Source organism: Enterobacter sp. 5-4 (genome assembly GCF_000612205.1).
In the GTDB taxonomy this organism is placed as follows: domain Bacteria; phylum Pseudomonadota; class Gammaproteobacteria; order Enterobacterales; family Enterobacteriaceae; genus Enterobacter; species Enterobacter roggenkampii.
The window spans coordinates 1-20287 of sequence record NZ_JFHW01000018.1 but is presented as its reverse complement, the minus strand read 5'-3'; the positions used below and the strand labels follow the sequence as shown (position 1 = coordinate 20287).

At 58.1% G+C, this 20287-nt stretch carries 21 protein-coding genes; 3 read left to right on the top strand and 18 right to left on the bottom strand.

Annotated elements, in window-relative coordinates; all coding sequences use genetic code 11:
• Window positions 1-39: 39 nt before the first annotated feature.
• From phnP to AA74_RS0110260, 16 genes are all read right to left on the bottom strand, one after another.
• Window positions 40-798, bottom strand: coding sequence for a phosphonate metabolism protein PhnP (gene phnP, locus AA74_RS0110335; RefSeq protein ID WP_025912333.1), 759 nt, complete (start codon window positions 796-798; stop codon window positions 40-42).
• A gap of 9 nt (window positions 799-807) precedes the next feature.
• The gene (gene phnO, locus AA74_RS0110330) at window positions 808-1242 is read right to left on the bottom strand and encodes an aminoalkylphosphonate N-acetyltransferase (RefSeq protein ID WP_025912332.1); all 435 of its coding nucleotides are present in this window, start codon (window positions 1240-1242) and stop codon (window positions 808-810) included.
• Complete coding sequence (phnN, locus tag AA74_RS0110325) at window positions 1235-1786, bottom strand: ribose 1,5-bisphosphokinase (protein WP_085930286.1); 552 nt, start codon at window positions 1784-1786, stop codon at window positions 1235-1237. The genes phnO and phnN overlap by 8 nt, the downstream gene beginning before the upstream one ends.
• Entirely contained in the window at window positions 1783-2919 is a 1137-nt protein-coding gene (gene phnM, locus AA74_RS0110320; RefSeq protein ID WP_025912331.1) for an alpha-D-ribose 1-methylphosphonate 5-triphosphate diphosphatase, read from the bottom strand. The genes phnN and phnM overlap by 4 nt, the downstream gene beginning before the upstream one ends.
• Window positions 2916-3596, bottom strand: coding sequence for a phosphonate C-P lyase system protein PhnL (phnL, locus tag AA74_RS0110315; protein ID WP_025912330.1), 681 nt, complete (start codon window positions 3594-3596; stop codon window positions 2916-2918). Before phnL ends, phnM begins: the two co-directional genes overlap by 4 nt.
• Before the next feature lie 156 nt (window positions 3597-3752).
• Window positions 3753-4508 (bottom strand): phosphonate C-P lyase system protein PhnK, encoded by a 756-nt coding sequence (gene phnK / locus AA74_RS0110310; protein ID WP_008500057.1) that lies wholly within the window; start codon window positions 4506-4508, stop codon window positions 3753-3755.
• A complete protein-coding gene (locus AA74_RS0110305) occupies window positions 4505-5350 on the bottom strand; it encodes an alpha-D-ribose 1-methylphosphonate 5-phosphate C-P-lyase PhnJ (RefSeq protein ID WP_008500058.1) in 846 nt (281 codons plus the stop codon). Before AA74_RS0110305 ends, phnK begins: the two co-directional genes overlap by 4 nt.
• Window positions 5343-6407: a carbon-phosphorus lyase complex subunit PhnI gene (locus tag AA74_RS0110300; protein WP_025912329.1), complete on the bottom strand. Its 1065-nt coding sequence runs from the start codon at window positions 6405-6407 to the stop codon at window positions 5343-5345. The genes AA74_RS0110305 and AA74_RS0110300 overlap by 8 nt, the downstream gene beginning before the upstream one ends.
• Window positions 6407-6991, bottom strand: coding sequence for a phosphonate C-P lyase system protein PhnH (gene phnH, locus AA74_RS0110295; protein WP_025912328.1), 585 nt, complete (start codon window positions 6989-6991; stop codon window positions 6407-6409). The genes AA74_RS0110300 and phnH overlap by 1 nt, the downstream gene beginning before the upstream one ends.
• Window positions 6988-7440: a phosphonate C-P lyase system protein PhnG gene (phnG, locus tag AA74_RS0110290; protein WP_023293493.1), complete on the bottom strand. Its 453-nt coding sequence runs from the start codon at window positions 7438-7440 to the stop codon at window positions 6988-6990. Before phnG ends, phnH begins: the two co-directional genes overlap by 4 nt.
• Window positions 7441-8166: a phosphonate metabolism transcriptional regulator PhnF gene (gene phnF / locus AA74_RS0110285; RefSeq protein WP_008500062.1), complete on the bottom strand. Its 726-nt coding sequence runs from the start codon at window positions 8164-8166 to the stop codon at window positions 7441-7443.
• A gap of 20 nt (window positions 8167-8186) precedes the next feature.
• On the bottom strand, window positions 8187-8966 hold the full coding sequence (gene phnE, locus AA74_RS0110280) for a phosphonate ABC transporter, permease protein PhnE (protein ID WP_021242916.1): 780 nt from the start codon (window positions 8964-8966) through the stop codon (window positions 8187-8189).
• Window positions 8967-9068: 102 nt separating this feature from the next.
• Window positions 9069-10085 carry a phosphonate ABC transporter substrate-binding protein gene (gene phnD / locus AA74_RS0110275; protein WP_008500064.1) on the bottom strand — a complete coding sequence of 339 codons (1017 nt, stop codon included), beginning with the start codon at window positions 10083-10085 and terminating at the stop codon, window positions 9069-9071.
• 24 nt (window positions 10086-10109) lie between these two features.
• Window positions 10110-10898, bottom strand: coding sequence for a phosphonate ABC transporter ATP-binding protein (gene phnC / locus AA74_RS0110270; protein ID WP_023618659.1), 789 nt, complete (start codon window positions 10896-10898; stop codon window positions 10110-10112).
• 173 nt (window positions 10899-11071) lie between these two features.
• Window positions 11072-11512, bottom strand: coding sequence for a VOC family metalloprotein YjdN (gene yjdN / locus AA74_RS0110265; RefSeq protein ID WP_025912327.1), 441 nt, complete (start codon window positions 11510-11512; stop codon window positions 11072-11074).
• Window positions 11513-11635: 123 nt separating this feature from the next.
• Window positions 11636-11971 (bottom strand): zinc ribbon domain-containing protein YjdM, encoded by a 336-nt coding sequence (locus AA74_RS0110260; protein ID WP_008500067.1) that lies wholly within the window; start codon window positions 11969-11971, stop codon window positions 11636-11638.
• Between the two features lie 594 nt (window positions 11972-12565).
• Between AA74_RS0110260 and crfC the strand changes: the two genes are divergently transcribed.
• Both crfC and AA74_RS0110250 read left to right on the top strand, forming a co-directional pair.
• Entirely contained in the window at window positions 12566-14911 is a 2346-nt protein-coding gene (gene crfC / locus AA74_RS0110255; RefSeq protein ID WP_025912326.1) for a clamp-binding protein CrfC, read from the top strand.
• Window positions 14908-15783 carry a diguanylate cyclase regulator RdcB family protein gene (locus AA74_RS0110250; protein WP_025912325.1) on the top strand — a complete coding sequence of 292 codons (876 nt, stop codon included), beginning with the start codon at window positions 14908-14910 and terminating at the stop codon, window positions 15781-15783. Before crfC ends, AA74_RS0110250 begins: the two co-directional genes overlap by 4 nt.
• 57 nt (window positions 15784-15840) lie before the next feature.
• On the opposite strand, the gene kdgT is transcribed toward AA74_RS0110250, so the two are convergent.
• Window positions 15841-16833 (bottom strand): 2-keto-3-deoxygluconate transporter, encoded by a 993-nt coding sequence (gene kdgT, locus AA74_RS0110245; protein WP_008500071.1) that lies wholly within the window; start codon window positions 16831-16833, stop codon window positions 15841-15843.
• Between the two features lie 650 nt (window positions 16834-17483).
• Between kdgT and proP the strand changes: the two genes are divergently transcribed.
• Window positions 17484-18986 (top strand): glycine betaine/L-proline transporter ProP, encoded by a 1503-nt coding sequence (proP, locus tag AA74_RS0110240; RefSeq protein WP_008500072.1) that lies wholly within the window; start codon window positions 17484-17486, stop codon window positions 18984-18986.
• Window positions 18987-19018: 32 nt separating this feature from the next.
• Here proP and AA74_RS0110235 read toward each other — a convergent pair whose 3' ends face one another.
• The gene (locus tag AA74_RS0110235; protein WP_025912324.1) at window positions 19019-19972 is read right to left on the bottom strand and encodes a nickel/cobalt transporter; all 954 of its coding nucleotides are present in this window, start codon (window positions 19970-19972) and stop codon (window positions 19019-19021) included.
• Window positions 19973-20287 lie beyond the last annotated feature (315 nt).

Here is a 20287-nt window from a genome sequence, read left to right as displayed (position 1 = left end):
GCGTAGGCCGGGTAAGGCGCAGCCGCCACCCGGCAAAACTCAGTCGAGAACCAACACCATTCCGTCATACCCCGCTTCAATGCCGTCAGGCAGCGGGTTATCCATCATCCACACGTCAAACTGATGGCTGATGTGCGTCAGGATCACCTGCGGGCAGCCAATCACTTCGTTTAACGCCATCACGGTATTTAAGTCGCAATGGTTTCGCGGCGTCTCGTCGCGCGGTTCGTGGCTGCAGTCGATAATCATCGTCTGCGGCTGATTGTTAAGCAGGAACTTCACCGTTTTTTCCGGCAGCCCGGCGGTATCGGACAGCCAGGCCACGCGGCTGTGGGCCGACTCCAGCAAATACCCGAAGGTCAGTTTCGAATGGTTGAGCGGCAGGGGCGTAACCCGCATACCCTGAAGCTCAAACATCACAAACGGTTCGACCGTATGGCTGAAATCCAGAATCCCCGGATGTTTAAACAGGTCGTCGCATCCTGCTTCGTCCGGCGGACCGTAAACCGGAATCGTCGCGCCCACGCCCCAGCGCAGGGGGAAGAGTCCCTGAACGTGATCCATATGGTAATGGGTCAGCAAAAACTGCTGAAAGTTGCCTGCAGCCCAGTCGTCCATCAGGTGTGGAATACCGGCGTCCAGCAGGGTCACCGCATGGTTGAATTTGACCACCGCGCTACAGGGGCGACGGCGATAGGTCTCCTGCAGGCGCGCCCGGCGGCACGCCGCGCAGTCGCAGCCAAAGACCGGCACGAGTTGCGCGCTTCCGGTTCCTGTTAACGTGATTGTCAGACTCATAACGCACCTCTACAGCGGTTTGGTGAATCGGAAATGGCTCTGCGTATATCCTTCACGGACGTAAAAACGGTGGGCGTCCACGCGCTTCACGCTGGTGGAGAGTTCGGTCAGCTCCGCGCCGGCCTCTCGTGCCACCCCTTCCGCCCAGGCCAGCAGCTGGCTGCCCACCTTTAACCCGCGCGCCTGCGGCATCACCACCAGCTCCTGGATCTCGCCGATCCAGCGTGCGTGGTGGAGGTGAAACTGCATGTGCAGGCCGATCATACCGATGACCTGCCCGTCCAGTTCGGCAAGCTGGTAGCGCATGGTGTGATCCTGCAGATTGGCAAGATAGCCCGCGTGAAACGCCTGGCGATCAAATTCGGCCTGCTTTAATTCGCAGATTAACGCATAGACGATTTGCGCATCGTCGGCGGTGGCGGGGCGAAGCGTGCAGTCAGGCATGCTGTTTCTCCTTCTGACGGATAAGCGATAAAAAGGTCTCGACTGACTGTAGCAAACTTCCGTCGTTATTAAGGATATGGCAGTCGGACGGGGTGTAGCGCGCCGCACGCGCAAGCCGCTGATCGATCTCACGGGCGGATTCACGACCCCGGCTCTGCAGCCGGCTGCGCAGGACGTCCGGTGAAACCTGCAGGCAAACCGGCAGCAGGGCCGCCCCATAGCGGGCGCGCGCTTGCGAAAGGTGCGCCCGTGAACCGTTGACCAGCACGTCGAACCCCGCATGCAGCCACAGATCGGTCTCGATGCCGATCCCATAGTAATAGCCGTTGGCGTGCCAGCTCAGCGCTAGCAGATTTTGCCCGGCACGGGTAAAAAACTCCTGCTCGCTCAGGGCGATATGGTTTTCACTCCCCGCATTCGCCGACCGGGTAATGTACCGGTGCGCCACCAGCAGTTGCGGATGCTCCTGCTGCCGTAAGGCGGACAGCAGGCTGTCCTTACCGGAGCCGGACGGCCCCATTAACCAGATAAGTCTTCCCATCAGAACACCCTCTTTCCCTGACGCCAGACGTGGTCGATATGGACGTGCTCGCCCCTGCGGTGGGCCAGCACCAAATCCGCCCGTTTGCCTTCGGCTATCTCGCCGCGATCCTGCAGATTTAGCGCCGAGGCCGGGTTTTTCGTCACCAGGCGAATCGCCTGCGGAAGCGTAAAGCGGTTGCCCTCGTCGTCGGCCACCCGGAACGCCGCGTCGAGCAGGCTGGCGGGGTAATAGTCGGACGAGAGTATATCCAGCAGGCCAAGGGACGCGAGCTTGCTTGCCGCGACGTTGCCGGAGTGCGACCCGCCGCGTACGATGTTCGGCGCGCCCATCAGGACGTTCATGCCGTGCTTGCGGGAGGCTTCAGCTGCCTCGAACGTGGTGGGGAATTCGGCGATCACGCTGCCAAGATGGTGGGATTCAAGGACATGATCGTGCGTGGCATCGTCATGGCTGGCCAGCGCGATATTGCGGTCCCGGCACATCGCCGCAATTCTGAGACGGTTAGGCTGCGACCACCGTGCCGCAAGCGCCAGCTGCTCTTCTTCATAACGGGCCATCTCCGCGTCGCTGAGAGAATATTTGCCCTGATAGTATTCGCGATACTTTTCAATGTTGGCGAACTGACGCTGCCCCGGGGAGTGATCCATCAGGGAGACCAGCGACACCGGTTCGCGGCCGACCAGCTTTTCAAAAAGCGGCAGGGTGGTGTGGTGCGGTAGCTCGCAGCGCAGGTGCAGGCGGTGCTCGGCGCGGTTGAGGCCGCGCTTTTGCGTCTCCTCGACGGCGTTGATCATCTTCTCCAGGTTCTCCAGACGGTCGCCGCCGTCGCGCACGTCGCCAATCGCCACCGCGTCCAGCACCGTGGTGATGCCGCTGGCGACCATCAGCGCGTCGTGGCTGCTCATCGCCGAATGGGCGGGCCAGTCCACCTTCGGGCGGGGGGTGAAGAACTTGTCCAGATTATCGGTATGCAGCTCAATCAGCCCCGGCAGCAGCCAGCCGCCTTCACCGTCCATCGCCTCGGGCGAGCGGCTCTGGGTTTCAGCAAACGCGCGGATTGTTCCGTCCTGGATCTCAATCGAGCCGTCAACCACCTCATTGTCCAGTACCAGCTTGACGTTATTGATAATCATGCGGGAGCCCCCATTGGGTGCAGCCTGTCCGCGACGCGGGTGCGAACGCTCTCGTCGTGGAAGATCCCGACGATCGCCGCCCCGCGCGCTTTGGCCTGTTCGATCAGCTCCACCACGGCCGCGCTGTTTTTAGTGTCGAGCGAGGCGGTGGGTTCATCCAGAAGTAAAATCGGGTAGTCGACGATAAAGCCGCGGGCGATATTGACGCGCTGCTGCTCTCCGCCGGAAAAGGTCGACGGGGCAAGGTGCCACAGGCGCTCGGGCACGTTCAGGCGCGTCAGCAGGCTGGCGGCTTTGGCGGCACAGGTTTCGCGCGGCACGCCAAGATCCAGCAGGGGCTGCATCACCACGTCCAGGGCGGAGATCCGCGGGATCACCCGCAGAAACTGGCTCACCCAGCCGATCGTTGAGCGGCGCACCTCCAGCACCTTACGCGCCGGGGCCTGCACCAGGTCGATCCATTCATCGCCGTGGCGAATATGAATATGGCCTTCGTCGGGCAGATAGTTGGCGTAGAGGGAGCGCAGCAGGGTCGATTTTCCGCTGCCGGAGTGGCCGTGCAGCACCACGCATTCGCCGCGATTAACCTCCAGCGAGGCATTTTGCAGCACCGGCAGGCGCACGCCGTTTTGCTGGTGGAGCACAAAGGTCTTACTTACGTTTTGTACGTGGATCATGTTGGCCTCGCGATTTGTTTTGCCGGGTGGCGGCTTCGCCTTACCCGGCCTACAAGGTGCGGTGTTCGCGTTGCCGGGTGGCGGCTTCGCCTTACCCGGCCTACAGGTGCGCTATTCGTAGGACGGGTAAGCGTAGCGCCACCCGGCAACAGCCCCTCAGTTCTGCAACACGGACGACACCAGAAGCTGGGTGTACGGATGATGGGGATCGTCGAGCACGCGGTCGGTTAACCCACTTTCCACCACCTGACCCTGCTTCATCACCAGCAGGCGGTCTGCCAGCAGGCGCGCGACGCCCAAATCGTGGGTGACAATCACCACTGCCAGGTTCAGCTCTACCACCAGGCCGCGCAGCAGGTCGAGCAGGCGGGCCTGCACCGAGACGTCCAGCCCGCCGGTGGGTTCATCCATAAACACCAGCTTCGGGTGCGTGACCAGGTTGCGGGCGATCTGCAGGCGCTGCTGCATGCCGCCGGAGAAGGTGGTGGGCAGGTCGTCGATACGCGAGGCGGGGATTTCCACTTCTTCCAGCCAGTGCTGCGCCGTGGCGCGGATGTTGCCGTAATGGCGCGCGCCGGTGGCCATCAGGCGTTCGCCGATATTGCCTCCCGCCGACACCTGACGGCGCAGGCCGTCCATCGGGTGCTGGTGCACCACGCCCCACTCGGTGCGCAGCAGGCGGCGGCGCTCGGCCTCGCTCATGCCGTAGAGCGAGGCGCCCTCATACAAAATGTCGCCGTTCTGCGGCGTCAGGCGCGCGGAGATGGATTTCAGCAGGGTGGTTTTGCCGGAGCCGGACTCGCCGACGATCCCCAGCACTTCGCCCGGCCACAGCTCGAACGACACGTCGCTGAAGCCTTTGCCCGGCGCATACAGGTGGGTCAGGTGATTTACCGAAAGCAGCGGTTTCATTGGCCGTTCGCCTCGCTCTGTTGGCGGCAGAAATCGGTGTCGGAGCAGACAAACATCCGTTTGCCCGTGTCGTCCAGCACCACTTCGTCCAGGTAGCTGTGTTTGGATCCGCAGATGGCGCACGGCTCGTCCCACTCCTGCACCGTAAACGGGTGATCGTCAAAATCGAGACTCTCTACACGGGTGTACGGCGGGACGGCGTAGATGCGTTTTTCACGTCCGGCACCGAACAGCTGCAGGGCGGGCATCATGTCCATCTTCGGATTATCGAATTTCGGGATCGGCGACGGGTCCATCACGTAGCGGCCGTTGACCTTCACCGGGTAGGCGTAGGTGGTGGCGATATGGCCGAAGCGGGCGATATCCTCATACAGCTTCACCTGCATCACGCCGTACTCTTCCAGCGCGTGCATGGTGCGGGTTTCGGTTTCGCGCGGCTCGATAAAGCGCAACGGCTCCGGGATCGGCACCTGAAAAATCAAAATCTGATCTTCCGTGAGCGGGGTTTCCGGAATGCGGTGGCGGGTCTGGATCAGCGTCGCGTCTTCGGTTTTTTCGGTGGTCGCGACGCCCGTTACCCGCTGAAAGAAGGTGCGAATCGATACGGCGTTGGTGGTGTCGTCCGCGCCCTGGTCGATGACCTTCAGCACGTCCGCCTCGCCGATCACGCTGGCGGTAATCTGGATGCCGCCCGTCCCCCAGCCGTAGGGCATCGGCATTTCTCGGCCGCCGAACGGCACCTGATAGCCAGGGATCGCCACCGCTTTTAAGATGGCGCGCCGGATCATGCGTTTGGTTTGCTCATCCAGATAGGCAAAGTTGTAGCCGCTTAAGTTAGCCATGTTTGCGCTCCCGTTGCAGGCGTTTCAGCAGTTCCAGTTCGGCCTGGAAATCGACGTAGTGCGGCAGCTTGAGGTGCGAGACGAAGCCCGCGGCCTCGACGTTATCCGCGTGGGCCAGCACAAACTCTTCGTCCTGCGCCGGGCCAGCAACGTGCTCGCCGTAGTCCGGTGCCTGCAGGGCGCGGTCGACCAGCGCCATGGCCATCGCCTTGCGTTCGCCGAGGCCAAACACCAGCCCGTAGCCGCGGGTAAAGTGCGGGTCTTCATTTTCGGGCGCGACAAAACCGTTCACCATTTCACACTCGGTCATCAGCAGTTCGCCGACGTTTACGGCAAAACCCAGCTCTTCCGGCACGATTTCGACGTCGATATAGCCGCTGCGAATTTCGGCGGCAAACGGGTGGTTACGCCCGTAGCCACGCTGGGTGGAGTAGGCCAGCGCCAGCAGATAGCCCTCGTCGCCGCGCATCAGCTGCTGCAGGCGGGACGAACGCGAGCACGGGTAAACCGGCGGCGTGCGGGTGATGTCATCCGGCTGCGCGCCGGAGTCCTCTTCCGCCTTCGCCAGGCCCTGTTTCGCCAGCAGGCTGAAGACGTGCGGAGACGGTTTCTGTTCGGCGTCAGAGGTGCTGAGTCGTGGCGCCTCGCCGTTCGCCAGCAGGGTAAAATCCAGCAGGCGATGGGTGTAGTCATAGGTAGGGCCGAGCCGCTGGCCGCCGGGAATGTCTTTATAAACGGCAGAAATGCGACGCTCCAGGCGCATCTCCGCCGTGTTGATGGGTTCGCTGACCGCCAGCTTCGCCAGCGTGGTGCGGTAGGCGCGCAGCAGGAAGATGGCTTCCACGTTATCGCCGCTGGCCTGCTTGAGGGCCAGCGCCGCCAGCTCGCGGTCGGCGATGCCGCCCTCGGTCATTACCCGATCGACGGCGAGGTTTAGCTGCTGCTCAATCTGGGCGACGCTCAGCTCGGGGAGCTGTTCATCACCCCGTCGTCTGTGCGCCTGCAGCGCATGGGCGGCGGCGATGGCCTTCTCGCCCCCTTTGACGGCAACGTACATCAGCACACCTCCACGTAGGTGGTCCGCGGGATGGCCAGCAGGCGCTCGCCGCAGGTCAGGATCAGGTCAATGCCCAGCGGGAACGGGTGCGGGCGCTCGGTCAGCTCGTGAATGATGCACTCCGGCAGCTGCGGCGCGACCATGCGCTCGTCGGCGATGCCTGCGCCCGTCAGGCGCAGCATACGGCCGCCGCTCAGGCTGGCGACCTGCAAAATCAGCGTGGCGCTGGTTTCCGGGGCGACCGCGGTGCCTTCGCTCAGGGCATTCAGCTGTTCATGGCTGATTTGTTCGTCGGCCACGGCAAAGATTGCCTGCTGCGGCTGTTCAACAAGCGGGGCGCCGGTGTGAAAACGCAGGTTCTGGTTGGCGATATCGTTCGACAGCGCGCCCGAAAGCCATACCGGGGTATCGTTGTCGGCAAGCGTCAGCAGCACGCTGGTTGTCGCCAGGTTCAGCGGCAGCCAGCCCTGAGAGAGCTGGTGCAGCGAGACAATCACGCCCGGCTCGCTCATGGCCTTCAGCAGGCGACGGAAACTGTGTTGGGCATCCTGGACGGCCAGGGTAAAAGCGGGTTGAAGCGTCATGCGTTGTCTCCGCGAACGAGGGTAAAGAAGTCGACCCGGCTGGTATTCACTTCGGCCTGACGCGCGGCAAGGCGTGCGGCGCGGTCGGCTTCCAGCGGGGCAATAAGGGTTTCCATTAACGTCTGGAAATGCGGGGGTTCCTGCAAAAGGGCATCGATGACCGCGCAGCGCTCGGCGTGGGCTTTGTCACGCCCCAGCACGTAGCCGTAGCCCAGCGTGCCGCTGTGCAGGCGGATCGCTGCGCGGGTGAGGGTGGCGTCCCCGGCGAAGAAGCGCTCGCCGGTACCGCCCATGCGCGCCTGGATCTGAACGAGGCCGATCTCCGGCGCGCGGAGGAGGTCGTACCCGGGAGCCAGGCTAAGGGCGTTCATGCGGGCAGAGAGCGCAGCAGGCTGGCTGTGGGCCAGCACGCGCATCCAGCGCTGTCGGGTGGCGGTGTCGAAGTGCATTCAGTGCTCCATGGTGAATTCGATCATGTCGGCGCGGGTCAGGCTGACGGAGTATTCCGTCGCGTCGATCTCGCCGTCACGGTGGTTGAGGGTGCGCACGCAGAGCAGCGGGGCCATATTGGGGATCTCCAGCACTTTGCTCTCTTTCGCCTGCGCGCGGCGGGCGCTGATGCGCGTCTGGGTGCGTTTCAGCGCAATGCCTGTCGCATTCTGGAGAAAATCATGTAGCGAACCACTGGAGAAATTCTGCAGCACCGGCCAGAGGGTGAGGTCCGCGAAGTAGTGATCGATCTGGCACACCGCCACGCCGTTGACCCGGCGCAGCGTGCGCAGGTGGATGACGTTGTCGCCCTCCTGAATACCCAGCGCGTCCGCCACGTGGCTGGAGGCCGGACGCAGCACCGAGAGCAGCTTTTCGCTGGTCGGGTGGCTGCCCTGATCCAGCAGGTTCTGGCTAAAGCGCGCCTGGGCGTTAAGCGGGTAGTCGAACGGGCGCATCAGCACCAGCACGCCCACGCCCTGACGGCGCTGGACCCAGCCGCGCTCGACCAGTTGGTCAATGGCGCGGCGCAGGGTGTGTCGGTTCACCTCATAGCGGTCAGCAAGCTGCTGCTCGGCAGGGAGGTAGTCTCCGCAGCGGTAGTGCGTGCGCAGCTCCACTTCGAGCTTTGCCGCGATCTCTTGCCAGCGGGTGGGGAAACTGGTCGGATGTCTGGATAAGTGCATAGAAAACAAAGCCTCGCTTCTCAGATGAAGTGCTTACGCAAACGTTGAGAGAGGAAATCCAGCAGGCTGACGGTGACGATGATGAGCACCATCAGGGCGCAGGTTTGCTGGAACTGGAAACCGCGAATCGCTTCCCACAGGGTGACGCCAATCCCGCCTGCGCCGACCATGCCGACGACGGTGGCGGAGCGGACGTTGGACTCAAAACGGTACAGGGAGTAGGAGATGAGTAACGGCATCACCTGCGGCAGGACGCCGTAGAGGATCTCTTCGATTTTATTGGCGCCGGTGGCGCGAATGCCTTCCACCGGACCGGGCTCGATGGCTTCGACCGCCTCGGAAAGCAGCTTGGAGAGCACGCCGGTGGTGTGAATGAACAGCGCCATGACGCCCGCGAACGGACCGAGGCCGACGGCGACCACGAACAGCATCGCAAAGACCATTTCGTTGATCGCACGACAGGCGTCCATCAGGCGGCGCATGGGCTGGTATATCCACCACGGCACGATGTTTTCAGCGCTCATCAGGCCAAACGGAATGGAGAGAATAACGGCCAGCGCGGTGCCCCAGACGGCGATTTGCAGGGTGACCGCCATTTCACTGAGGTAGTCCTGCCACTGGCTGAAGTCCGGCGGGAAGAAGTCGGCGGCGAAGGTCGCCATATTGCCCGCGTCTTTGAAGAGCAGCAGCGGATCCATTTCCGCGCCCTTCCAGGAGATAACCAGCACCGCCAGCAGGATGGCCCAGCTTATGAGCGAGAACCAGCTGCGCTTCGGCGGCGGGAGGGTGATGGTTTGCATGTGTTACTCCGCAGGTCTTTGTGTGCCGGATGGCGCTACGCTTATCCGGCCTACGATCCAAAATGTAGGCCCGGTAAGCGCAGCGCCACCGGGCGAAAAGCGTTACTGCACCGCTTTATTCACGCTGGTCATCGCGCCGAGCGCGGCGGTCAGGCGGTCGAGGTCTTCAAGCTGGGCCTGAATCGCGGCCACTTTGCTGGTCTTCTCCTCGTCCTTCAGGCCTTTGTTGTCCTTCACGCCCTGCATCTCTTTAAACAGCGCCAGCTGGCGAATCGGGACCAGCTGCAGGTCGCTTGACGGGCGGAACGGTGCCCAGCCCAGACGTTCCAGAACTGCTTTCTCTTCCGGCGTTTTGCCGTAGGTCATAAAGAAGTCGTACACCTTGTCCTTGGTGCTTTCGGACAGGTTTTTACGCCACACGATCGGGTCGCCGGGGATCAGCGGGGATTTCCAGATAACCTTCAGCTCTTTCAGCTTGTCCGGTGCGGAGGTCTTCAGCTTGTCGAGGTTCTCGGTGTTGTTGGTGGCAACGTCCACCTGCTTGTTGGCCACGGCCAGAGCGTTGGTTTCATGGCTGGCGTTTACCGTGCGCTTGAAGTCGCTGGCGGAGGCGTTGTTTTTGGCGAAGACGTAGTAGCCAGGGACAAGGTAACCCGAGGTGGAGTTCGGATCGCCGTTGCCGAAGGTCAGCTCTTTGCGTTTGGCGAGCATGTCGTTGAGGTTGTTGATCGGGCTGTCTTTGTTGACGATCAGCACGCTCCAGTAGCCGGGGGAGCCATCTGCCGCGACGGTCTGGGCAAAGACCTGGCCGTTCGCGCGGTCCACCGCTTCCATGGCGGAGAGGTTGCCGTACCAGGCGATGTCCACTTTATTAAAGCGCATCCCCTGGATGATGCCCGCGTAGTCCGGGGCGAAGAAGGCGTTCACTTTGATCCCCAGCTTGGTTTCCATATCTTTCAGGAACGGTTCCCACTGAGGTTTCAGGTTCTGCTGTGATTCCGTCGAAATAATGCCGAAGTTCAGCGCTTTTTCCTGCTCTTCCGCATACGCCGGGCTTAACAGGGTGCTGAGGCTGAACATGCTGGTAAAGGCCAGCGCGGCAACGGCTTTGTAGCTCATGTACTTTCCTCGGATCGGGTTTATTTAAGCAGCCTGCGCGTTCTCTTCGACGCGGTTAATGCTGCGGTAGAGATGGTCAAAACGTTCGTTATCAAACTGATGGCTCGCGCCATCAAAGAACACGTGCCCCTGACGCAGGGCGACGATGCGTTCGCAGTAGCGCAGGGCGTAATCCACCTGATGCAGCGTGACCACCACGGTAATGCCGTCGTTCTGGTTAATATCGCGCAGGGTCTCCATCACGATGCGGGCGGACTCCGGGTCCAGCGAGGCGATGGGTTCGTCAGCAAGAATGATTTGCGCTTTTTGCATCAGCGCGCGCGCAATCGCCACGCGCTGCTGTTGTCCACCGGACAGGGTGGAGACGCGCTGGTGGGCGAAATGCGCCATGCCGACGCGGGTCAGCGCCTGTAAAGCTTCCTGCTTCTGGGAAGGGGTGAACCAGCGCAGACAGGTGCGCCAGAACGGGGTGCTGCCGAGCGCGCCAATCAGCACGTTCTCCAGCACCGTCAGGCGGTTTACCAGGTTAAACTGCTGGAAGATGTAGCCCGTCTGGGCGCGGCTCTTGCGGATATCGCTCGCCAGACGCCCGGCGCGCTGCACGGTATTGCCCAGCAGCTCGACGTGGCTTTCCGGCGTTTTATCGCCGGTGATAAGCCCGCTCAAATGGCGCAGAAGGGTGGATTTACCCGAGCCGGAAGGCCCGAGAAGCGCCACCATGTCGCCCTGCCGGACGGTCAGATCAACGGCATGCAAAGCCTTGTTGTGATTGAAGGTCTTGCTCAGTTTCTCGACGCGGATGACAGTTTGCATGTGCGGGGCCTCACGATAAATGTGGCCTCATGCTGGCGCATCAATGTGACATTTGGGTTAAGTGCAGGTTGCGGGAGTTTGAAGAGTTGAGCGGAGTTTGATGACAATCACCGTAGGCCCGGTCAGCGCAGCGCCACCGGGCGCTGTTGCCGGCTGCGCTGCGCGTGTTCTGCCTACGACGTTTGTTGCTTGACGACGTTAATCATCCACGGCACGCCGTATTTGTCGGTGACTTTACCGAAACCGTGCGCCCAGAAGGTCTCCTGCCACGCCATGTCGATGTTCCCGCCCGCGGCGAGGTTGTCGAACCAGCGCTTGCCTTCATTGACGTCCTGGGTGTCGAGAACCAGCGTAAAGCCCGCGTACTGCGCGTTGCTGCCGGGCGTCATCCCGTCGCTCATCATGATATCGCTGCCCGCAATGCGGACGTTGGAGTGGGCGATAGCCGAATCCGGAAACTGCATACCGGACGGACAGCCTTCTTCGCTGTTATCGCTTTTTGGCATTTCGCCGAAGGTAATTTTATAGAGAAGTTCTGCGCCGACGGCTTGCTGGTAAAAGGCGGTGGCCTCAGCGCAGTTGCCGGCGAAAGAGATGTAGGGACTTAACGGCATAATCTTTACCTCACGTAAGAAAAGCCCGTTAAGTTTAGTTCTTTTTTTGTAGGCCGGATAAGCGTAGCGCATCCGGCAAAAGCGCCCGGTGGCGCTTCGCTTACCGGGCGTACAGGTGAAAAATCAGTTCTTTTTCACGAACTCAGATTTCAGTTTCATTGGACCGAAGCCGTCAATTTTGCAGTCGATATTATGATCGCCTTCAACCAGACGGATATTCTTCACTTTGGTGCCGATCTTCAGCATAGAGGAACTGCCTTTCACCTTCAGGTCCTTAACGACGGTAACGCTGTCACCGTCCGCCAGCAGGTTGCCGTTCGCATCTTTTACGATGAGCGCATCAGCATCCTGAGCCGGCTCGGCATCATTCCATTCATGAGCGCATTCCGGGCAGATGAACATGCCATTATCTTCATAGGTGTATTCAGAATTGCATTTTGGGCAGTGTGGGAGAGACATATCGGTATCCTCAAAAGTGTAAACGCGCTGGAAAGTGCCAGCTAAATGACGGCAGGGTGCCGAAAAAGGCGGCAAGTATAGCGCAAATCCACACCGTTGTCGGTGATATTGTGAATTAAATAAGCCAAAAAGCGTATCGGGAGTGACACGTTCTGTCAGTCAGTTACGCGAAGCTTATGTCCATTAACACGGTGGGAAGAAATGACGATAAATATATCGAATATTTTATTGCAGCAAATTGCTACGCTCTGCCATTTCGGATAAGGTGAAGCGACACATTGTTATTTATCTCCGGACTTTGCTGCCATACATATCTTATGGCAGTGGTGCATTACCTCTCTTTTTAGGTGGGTAAATAATGGTGATATATCCTGAAGTTTCTTAAAAATGGGCTACGCTTTTTTCTTTTGGCTATCAGGCCTGGAGAAGAGTTCTACACGCCATGCAAGGATAGGGAATTATTCCTGATTATCTTCAATCAGTTATATTTCGGCGAACATGTTTTCCACACGTGATCATATAAGCCTGAACAACATAATTAAAACCAGTGGCTTAATAAAAGTAATAAATTTGCGTTAAGGAAAGGCTTTTATCATGCACACACAGACCATTTTTGAATTAAGCCAGGAAGCCGAGCGTTTGTTACAGCTTGCCCTGCAAAATCTTGATACGTTGAAATCAATGCCCACTGAGATGCTGGAGAGCACAGAGGCTGCTATTACTGGCGAAACAAACAACGTTTTACCTTTGCATTTTAGCGCGCGCGGTGTCGACGCCCAGCAGGCGATGCTGAATAATGAATTACGCAAAATAACCCGGCTGGAAATGGTCCTGGCCATTGTTGGCACCATGAAAGCGGGGAAATCGACCACCATTAATGCGATTGTAGGTACCGAAGTGTTGCCGAACCGCAATCGTCCAATGACGGCGCTTCCGACGTTGATTCGCCACACGCCGGGTCAGAAGGAACCGGTGCTGCATTTCTCTCATGCCTCCCCGATTGATGAATTGATCCAACTGCTTCAGAAACAGCTCTGTGATTACGACCGCGGGAAGCTGGCTCAGCGTCTGGAAATTGATAAAGACATGAATACGCTGCTGGAGCGCATTGAAAAAGGGGAAGCGTTTGAGAAGCATCACCTGGGCGCGCAGCCGATATTTCATTGTCTGAAAAGCCTCAACGATCTGGTGAGACTTTCCCAGGCGCTGGGTGTGGAGTTTCCGTTCTCTGAATATACGGCTATTGAACATATCCCGGTAATTGAAGTGGAGTTCGTGCATCTTGCGGGCCTGGATGCCCACCTCGGGCAGCTGACGCTGCTCGATACGCCCGGGCCGAACGAGGCCGGACAGCCGCATCTGCAAAAAATGCTCAGCGAGCAGTTGTCCCGCGCATCGGCGGTGCTGGCCGTAATGGATTATACCCAGCTTAAATCCATTTCTGATGAAGAAGTCCGCCAGGCGATTTCCGCGGCGGGAAAATCGGTGCCGCTGTATGCGCTGGTCAATAAATTCGATCAGAAAGATCGCAATAGCGATGATGAAGAACAGATTCGGGCGATGATCTCCGGCACCTTAATGAAAGGCAATATTTCGCCTGGTCAGATTTACCCCGTGTCGTCCATGTGGGCGTATCTGGCGAACCGCGCGCGCTATGAGCTAAGTTCGCATGGACGACTGCCGGATCATCAGGAGCAACCCTGGGTGCAGGATTTTGCCGAAGCCGCACTCGGACGTCGCTGGCGTACGGCGGACCTGGACGATATCGACCATATCCGACATTCTGCCGATTTGCTCTGGGAAGATTCGCTCTTCGAGCAACCGATACGGAAACTGATTTACGCCGCCTATGCCAATGCCTCGCTCTACGCGCTGCGTTCAGCCTCGCATAAGCTTCTTAACTACGCGCAAAACGCCCGAGAGTATCTCGATTTCCGCTATCAGGGTCTGACGGTGGCCTTTGAGGCGCTGGAGCTGAATATCGCACGTCTGGAAGAGGACATGGCGCTTTTGCAGACGCGTCAGCGCGTGGTGAGCGATGAGGTGAAACACGAGGTTGAGGAAGCGCTGAACGCCACCGCGGACTTTATGGGATCCCAAAAAACCGCGCTTCACCAGGCGATTGACCAGGTGTTCAGCACGCTCCCGATTCTTGATTCGGCAGGCACCGAACGGCAGCAACTTCGCGGTGAGAGGGTGAAGCAGCTGGTGCTGGACGATGAAGGGCAGGCGCAGATTGCGCTGAGTAAATTACGCGCCTCCTGCGAGCGGGTGATGCTGGATGCCCAGACGAAAATCGGCCGGGAGCTGGCGTTACGCTTCGATCAGCTGGAGTCCACGCTGGCGCGTTCTCTTAACGAAGCCATGCGTCCCATCGAAACGCGTATTAAAGAGCATCTGAGCCATGCGGGTTTTCGGGCGCGGATCAGCTTCCCGGCGTTTCAGGCAAGCCAGCTTAACTTCAATACGCGAGCGCTGTTTAACGATGCGATTGCGCAGGACGACAGCCAGGCCGCCCCGCCTTCCGGCGGGAGCAGCATGCGCGAAACGGTCTCTCGCTGGCTCAATAATCCTGGCTGGGGCTGGGACGAGTATGTGGAAACGCGCACGCGCTATGTTATCGACATTGCGCAGCTACATGACAAATTTAAGCAACATATTGATCAGTTTTGTGAACAAATACGTAAAGCTTTGTCCGCGCAGGTCGATGTCTCTGTTACGGCAGGAATGGCGACGTTCTTTGCAGAATTTTCGTTGTGCCTGACCGGGTTACAGGAAAGCTTGCGTGATAGCCTCGCAGTGCGTCAGCAAAATGAGCACTCAACCCGAGCGCTCTGCCAGTTGTTGAAGCAAAGCATCACTACTGCGACGTGGATACAGGAAGATACCCGACTGTTACGCGATGATATTCAAACTCTATTCGCGGCAGAGCAACCATGACAACACCACTACTGGACGGCCCCGGGCGAACGCTGGAGTGTATTAATCCAAAATTTATGGTCGATCTGGTGCAGGGGGGAGACGCGGCGCGTCATCCTCGCCTGGGACCACAGCAGCTGCAGTTTCGCGAGCGTTTGACGCAGGAAATCATGACGCATACCCGGCTACGCCCCTGGGCGATGGCGGGGATGCTCAATGAAAATGCGGCGCTGCGCCTGGGGCTGGCGGAAAAGCTGGCCGGGATGCTTGATCCGGGCCATCTCGCGCTGACGCTAATGGCAGAGAAGCTGATCGCGCTGCGTCAGCAGACTCACCCACGCACCCTGCTGTCTCCCGGACTGACGCAGCAGTACGCCGATCTCGTGTCTCATTTTACCCAACGCGCAGCCTGGAAAGAAAAGGCGCTGACCCAGCGCGGGCTAACGGTGCAGGCGGGTGAGCACAGTGAGCAAATTTTTACCCGCTGGCGGGCCGGACATTATGATGGCTGGTCGCTGGCCGGGCGCTGTTTTATCGTTCTGGAAGAGCTGCGCTGGGGAGCATTTGGCGACGCATGCCGCCTCGCGAAAGAAGATGTGGCGGCCATGCTTAAGGATAACCTGCGCAGCATGGCGGCTAACTATCTGGCGCAGGGCATTAATGCCTCACCCACGACCCGCCATTTTTATCACCAGTGGCTGACAGCGCCTGCTTCTCCCGGATCGATCGATCATAAAGACATGCTGGGCTGGCTGGGGGACTGGTGTCAGGCGGATAAGCATCCGGTGAGCTGGTCAGTGACGCAAAACTGGCAGACCGTCGCACTGGGGATGCCGAGGCTCTGTTCGGCAAAACGGCTGGTGGACGGGATGGTGGAAGAGATTTTTGGGTAAATCCCTTACCCCTCACCCTCTCCCCGCAGGGAAGAGGGGAGGGTTTGGTGCAGTGTGTTAATGGCGGAGTTCGACCGCTTTTCGTTCGATATTCTGCTCGGGGGCATTGGCGTAGCGTTTCGCATATAGCGCCGTGATGATCGGCACCAGTAGCGCAGTGACAATCACGCTGGCGGCAACCAGCGCCGTCGCTGAAGCGGCTACCGGTTCGAAGGCCGGGTTAATCTGGGCAATAATCACCGGGTTAGCGACGGCAGCGCCTGCGGCTGAAGAGGCGGCGACGCCCGCCGTGCCGTTTCCTCCCCCGATCACGCGGTCGGCAACGATCAGCGGAATACCGGTAATGACGATTACGGCGACACCCAGCACAATACCCAGCAGGCCGGTATCAAGGATAACCTTCAGGTTGATGGTGTTCCCCAGCGCAAAGCCGAAGAACGGGATCAGCACCGGCGTGGCTTTGCTGAAGAAATCACGCAGATCGTGATCGAGGTTGCCAAGGGCAAAGCCGATCAGGAAGGGCAGGATTGCGCCGACAAAGTGGTGGGGTTCAAAAGAGGCCAGGCCAGCTGACCCCAGGATCAGCATCGTCATCAGCGGGCCTGATTCGAGAGACATCAAGACAAATGCGCCGGACTCTTCTTTCGTCCCGTACTGGTTCATCAGGCTGGCGTACAATCCGCCGTTAGTCATATCCATCGCGGAGACAATCGCCAGTACCGATAACCCCGCGAAGAACCCGGTCTGAATTCCATTCTCCGGGATGAACATCGCGCATATCATCGCCACCGCCCAGGCTACCGCTATTTTGGTTATTACCAGCGTGCCGGATTTCCGTAATACGGTACCGGTCGCCCGCAAATTAATGGATGCACCGATACAAAAAAACCAGACGGCAAGAATTGGAACCGTGCCCGTTATCATGCCTTTTGTGAAACCACCAAAATAAGCCCCGGTATCAGGGGCAAGGGTATTCAGGATGGCGCCCAGCACCAGCGGAACCAGCATCATACCGCCGGGTATGCGTTCTATCGTGGCTTTAATCTTCATGGACAATCCTCACATCTGACCCCGCAGGACGGGCGTTCGGTGTTAAAAATTAGTCAATAAATTCAATTGATTGGCATTTGTGTTTGAGTGGCGTTTCTCGATAATCCCGCCAGGAAAATAAATGTTTTCTCTCGATTAACTTCATTGGAAAACACATGAAATGCTGTATTCGGATTTATCATGCGATCATTGGAATATTGATTCAATCAAAATAAAACATCGTTTTAGTTATCTTTGTCACATATTCAATGTAAAACTATCGGCGGCGTCATGATGAAGAAAATTTATGTAAATTGAATGTGAGTAAACGTGGTTTGTTTTTTTGTTGCGAAAGAACTCATGACGTGCGTGAGAGAGCTCATGAGGCGGGGATGAGAAAGGGCTTATTTGCACTGATTGACAAATACTGGACTGAGTTGACCTGAAGCTTAAATATGTGTGAAGTTGATCACAAATATAAACGCTGGTAGGGTAAAAAGGTCATTAACTGCCCAGGCAGGCGTCAACAGGTTCGGTTGTATCGACGTAAAACGTCAATGTAAGTAAACCTGCTACGCTTGAATAAGGCGATTCGCATGGAGCGGATCCCATGGTTCACAGAACGCACACTGGACTGTGAAACAGACAGGGCCGAGTCAACGAGGATAGCTATGCTGAGAAGGAAAAAGATTAAACCCATCACGCTTCGCGACGTCACCATTATTGATGACGCCAAACTGCGTAAAGCGATTACCGCAGCCTCGCTCGGTAATGCGATGGAATGGTTCGATTTTGGTGTCTACGGCTTTGTGGCCTATGCGTTAGGTAAAGTGTTTTTCCCCGGGGCCGATCCCAGCCTGCAGATGATTGCGGCACTGGGTACGTTCTCCGTTCCCTTCCTGATTCGCCCGCTGGGTGGTCTGTTCTTCGGTATGCTCGGTGATAAATATGGTCGTCAGAAGATCCTGGCTATCACCATCGTCATTATGTCGATCAGTACATTCTGTATCGGTCTTATCCCTTCTTATGCCACCATCGGCATTTGGGCGCCGATTCTGCTGCTGATCTGTAAGATGGCACAGGGCTTCTCCGTGGGCGGTGAATATACTGGCGCCTCGATCTTCGTTGCCGAGTATTCTCCTGACCGTAAGCGCGGGTTTATGGGAAGCTGGCTGGACTTCGGCTCCATTGCCGGTTTTGTCCTGGGCGCGGGTGTGGTGGTCCTGATTTCAACCGTAGTGGGGGAAGAAAACTTCCTCGACTGGGGCTGGCGTATCCCGTTCTTCCTGGCTCTGCCGCTGGGGATCATTGGCCTCTACCTGCGTCATGCGCTTGAAGAGACGCCTGCGTTCCAGCAGCACGTTGATAAGCTGGAGCAGGGTGACCGCGAAGGGCTGCAGGACGGTCCGAAGGTATCGTTCAAAGAGATTGCCACTAAGCACTGGCGAAGCCTGCTGGTCTGTATCGGTCTGGTGATCTCCACCAACGTGACCTATTACATGCTGCTGACCTACATGCCGAGCTATCTGTCGCATAACCTGCACTACTCGGAAGATCACGGTGTGCTGATCATTATCGCCATCATGGTGGGTATGCTGTTTGTGCAGCCGATTATGGGCCTGTTGAGTGACCGCTTTGGTCGTCGACCGTTCATTATTCTGGGAAGCGTTGCGCTGTTTGCCCTCGCCATCCCGGCATTTATTCTGATCAACAGTAATGTACTGGGGCTGATTTTTGCCGGTCTGCTGATGCTGGCGGTGATCCTTAACTGCTTTATCGGGGTGATGGCCTCAACGCTGCCCGCGATGTTCCCGACCCACATTCGCTACAGCGCGCTGGCCGCGGCCTTTAACATCTCGGTACTGATTGCCGGTCTGACCCCGACGCTTGCCGCCTCGCTGGTGGAGAGCACGCAGAACCTGATGATGCCTGCTTATTACCTGATGGTGATCGCGGTGATTGGTTTGATTACCGGTATTACCATGAAGGAGACGGCGAATCGCCCTCTGAAAGGCGCAACGCCTGCGGCATCGGATATCCAGGAAGCGAAAGAGATCCTCCGTGAGCACTACGATAATGTAGAGCAGAAGATTGAGGATATTGACGCCGAGATTGAAGAACTGCAGAAAAAACGTTCCCGACTGGTGGATCAGCATCCACGCATCAACGAGTAACAAAAAACCCGCCGCTGGCGGGTTTTCTTTTATTAGCATCCTGCGGCGATGTAGTCGCCATTGGCGCTGATGGGGATCACCGTCAGGAACAGCACCGTCGCGAACAGGATCAGGACTATCCCTCCGGCAATTTTGACGGCCGGCACCAGCCATTTTAACGAGGCGCTTTCTCCGAACCAGGCCACCGTGCGTTCGCGGGCGTAACGTACAGCCAGTGAAAGCCCCATAATAGAAAGAGCGGTTCCCAGCGACATGGTCATGACTGCGGCCATCCCCCAGGTTACGATGCCCAGCGCGTTGGAGAACATCAGGATCATGATTGCCCCGCTGCACGGGCGTGCGCCGATCGCCAGAATTACGCCCAGACGGGTTTTCCAGTCGCCCTGCGTCAGGTCTGCACCTACGCCGTGATGGCCGCAGCCACAGTGTTCGTCGTGCTGATGAAGCGGCTTAATGGCAGAGACAGACATCCTGCGCGGGCGCAGACTCTTCAGCGCCTGGTAAATGACGAATGCGCCGAATGCGCCAATAAGCACTGCGCTGACCTTCTCCACATACCAGCGGCTGGTACTGATATCCCCTGAGGCGAGGTTAAACCCTACCGCCAGGATAAAGACAAACAGAATGGCGCTGACGCCCTGCATCAGGCTGCCCAGGAAGGGGACGACCCGGGCGGCCAGCTCGCTTTCCTTATTGGTAGTCAGATAGGTCGTCACAATGAATTTTCCGTGCCCGGGGCCAATGGCATGGAGTACGCCATAAAGGAAAGCCCCCGTTAACAACCATAATCCGCCGCTGTACTGGTGGTTATTCAGCTGCAGCAGGTACATCACCAGATAGCGGTGCAGGGTAATTTGCGTGGCGAGACACCACTGGATAAAGGCGTTCCAGTGCGCATGCAGGGTAAAACCGGCAAAGAGAATTGCCAGCAGCATCAACCCCGCTGTAGGGAGACGCCAGTCACGGGTGAGGCGTTGTGTGGTCATGAAGCGGCCTGCACAGAGAAGAGTATTTGCCGCCAGTATAGTTGATCTTCCCGCTCAATTCGTGGGATCGCATTGGGATCCGTGCAGAATTGTGGATAACTTTGTGCATAAATGGGTATAAGGCGGGGTTTTGCTGGGGAATGCAGCAGTCAGTCATTTTTTTGCAACTTTTCGGTTGCGGTCGTTCGCGAACTCCCTATAATGCGCCTCCATCGACACGGCGGATGTGAATCACTTCACAGACAACGCGGTCGGTTGAAGAGAAAAAATCCTGAAATAACGGGTTGACTCTGAAAGAGGAAAGCGTAATATACG

What these genes read in the sequence shown, in the direction of transcription:
- phnF (WP_008500062.1), bottom strand. Translation starts at nt 8,166, where the DNA reads ATGCACTTATCCAGACATCCGACCAGTTTCCCCACCCGCTGGCAAGAG.
- phnM (WP_025912331.1), bottom strand. Translation starts at nt 2,919, where the DNA reads ATGATTATCAATAACGTCAAGCTGGTACTGGACAATGAGGTGGTTGAC.
- AA74_RS0110250 (WP_025912325.1), top strand. Translation starts at nt 14,908, where the DNA reads ATGACAACACCACTACTGGACGGCCCCGGGCGAACGCTGGAGTGTATT.
- phnE (WP_021242916.1), bottom strand. Translation starts at nt 8,966, where the DNA reads ATGCAAACCATCACCCTCCCGCCGCCGAAGCGCAGCTGGTTCTCGCTC.
- phnO (WP_025912332.1), bottom strand. Translation starts at nt 1,242, where the DNA reads ATGCCTGACTGCACGCTTCGCCCCGCCACCGCCGACGATGCGCAAATC.
- yjdN (WP_025912327.1), bottom strand. Translation starts at nt 11,512, where the DNA reads ATGCCGTTAAGTCCCTACATCTCTTTCGCCGGCAACTGCGCTGAGGCC.
- crfC (WP_025912326.1), top strand. Translation starts at nt 12,566, where the DNA reads ATGCACACACAGACCATTTTTGAATTAAGCCAGGAAGCCGAGCGTTTG.
- phnP (WP_025912333.1), bottom strand. Translation starts at nt 798, where the DNA reads ATGAGTCTGACAATCACGTTAACAGGAACCGGAAGCGCGCAACTCGTG.
- AA74_RS0110305 (WP_008500058.1), bottom strand. Translation starts at nt 5,350, where the DNA reads ATGGCTAACTTAAGCGGCTACAACTTTGCCTATCTGGATGAGCAAACC.
- proP (WP_008500072.1), top strand. Translation starts at nt 17,484, where the DNA reads ATGCTGAGAAGGAAAAAGATTAAACCCATCACGCTTCGCGACGTCACC.
- AA74_RS0110235 (WP_025912324.1), bottom strand. Translation starts at nt 19,972, where the DNA reads ATGACCACACAACGCCTCACCCGTGACTGGCGTCTCCCTACAGCGGGG.
- phnH (WP_025912328.1), bottom strand. Translation starts at nt 6,991, where the DNA reads ATGACGCTTCAACCCGCTTTTACCCTGGCCGTCCAGGATGCCCAACAC.
- phnG (WP_023293493.1), bottom strand. Translation starts at nt 7,440, where the DNA reads ATGCACTTCGACACCGCCACCCGACAGCGCTGGATGCGCGTGCTGGCC.
- phnK (WP_008500057.1), bottom strand. Translation starts at nt 4,508, where the DNA reads ATGAAACCGCTGCTTTCGGTAAATCACCTGACCCACCTGTATGCGCCG.
- phnL (WP_025912330.1), bottom strand. Translation starts at nt 3,596, where the DNA reads ATGATCCACGTACAAAACGTAAGTAAGACCTTTGTGCTCCACCAGCAA.
- kdgT (WP_008500071.1), bottom strand. Translation starts at nt 16,833, where the DNA reads ATGAAGATTAAAGCCACGATAGAACGCATACCCGGCGGTATGATGCTG.
- AA74_RS0110300 (WP_025912329.1), bottom strand. Translation starts at nt 6,407, where the DNA reads ATGTACGTTGCCGTCAAAGGGGGCGAGAAGGCCATCGCCGCCGCCCAT.
- AA74_RS0110260 (WP_008500067.1), bottom strand. Translation starts at nt 11,971, where the DNA reads ATGTCTCTCCCACACTGCCCAAAATGCAATTCTGAATACACCTATGAA.
- phnD (WP_008500064.1), bottom strand. Translation starts at nt 10,085, where the DNA reads ATGAGCTACAAAGCCGTTGCCGCGCTGGCCTTTACCAGCATGTTCAGC.
- phnC (WP_023618659.1), bottom strand. Translation starts at nt 10,898, where the DNA reads ATGCAAACTGTCATCCGCGTCGAGAAACTGAGCAAGACCTTCAATCAC.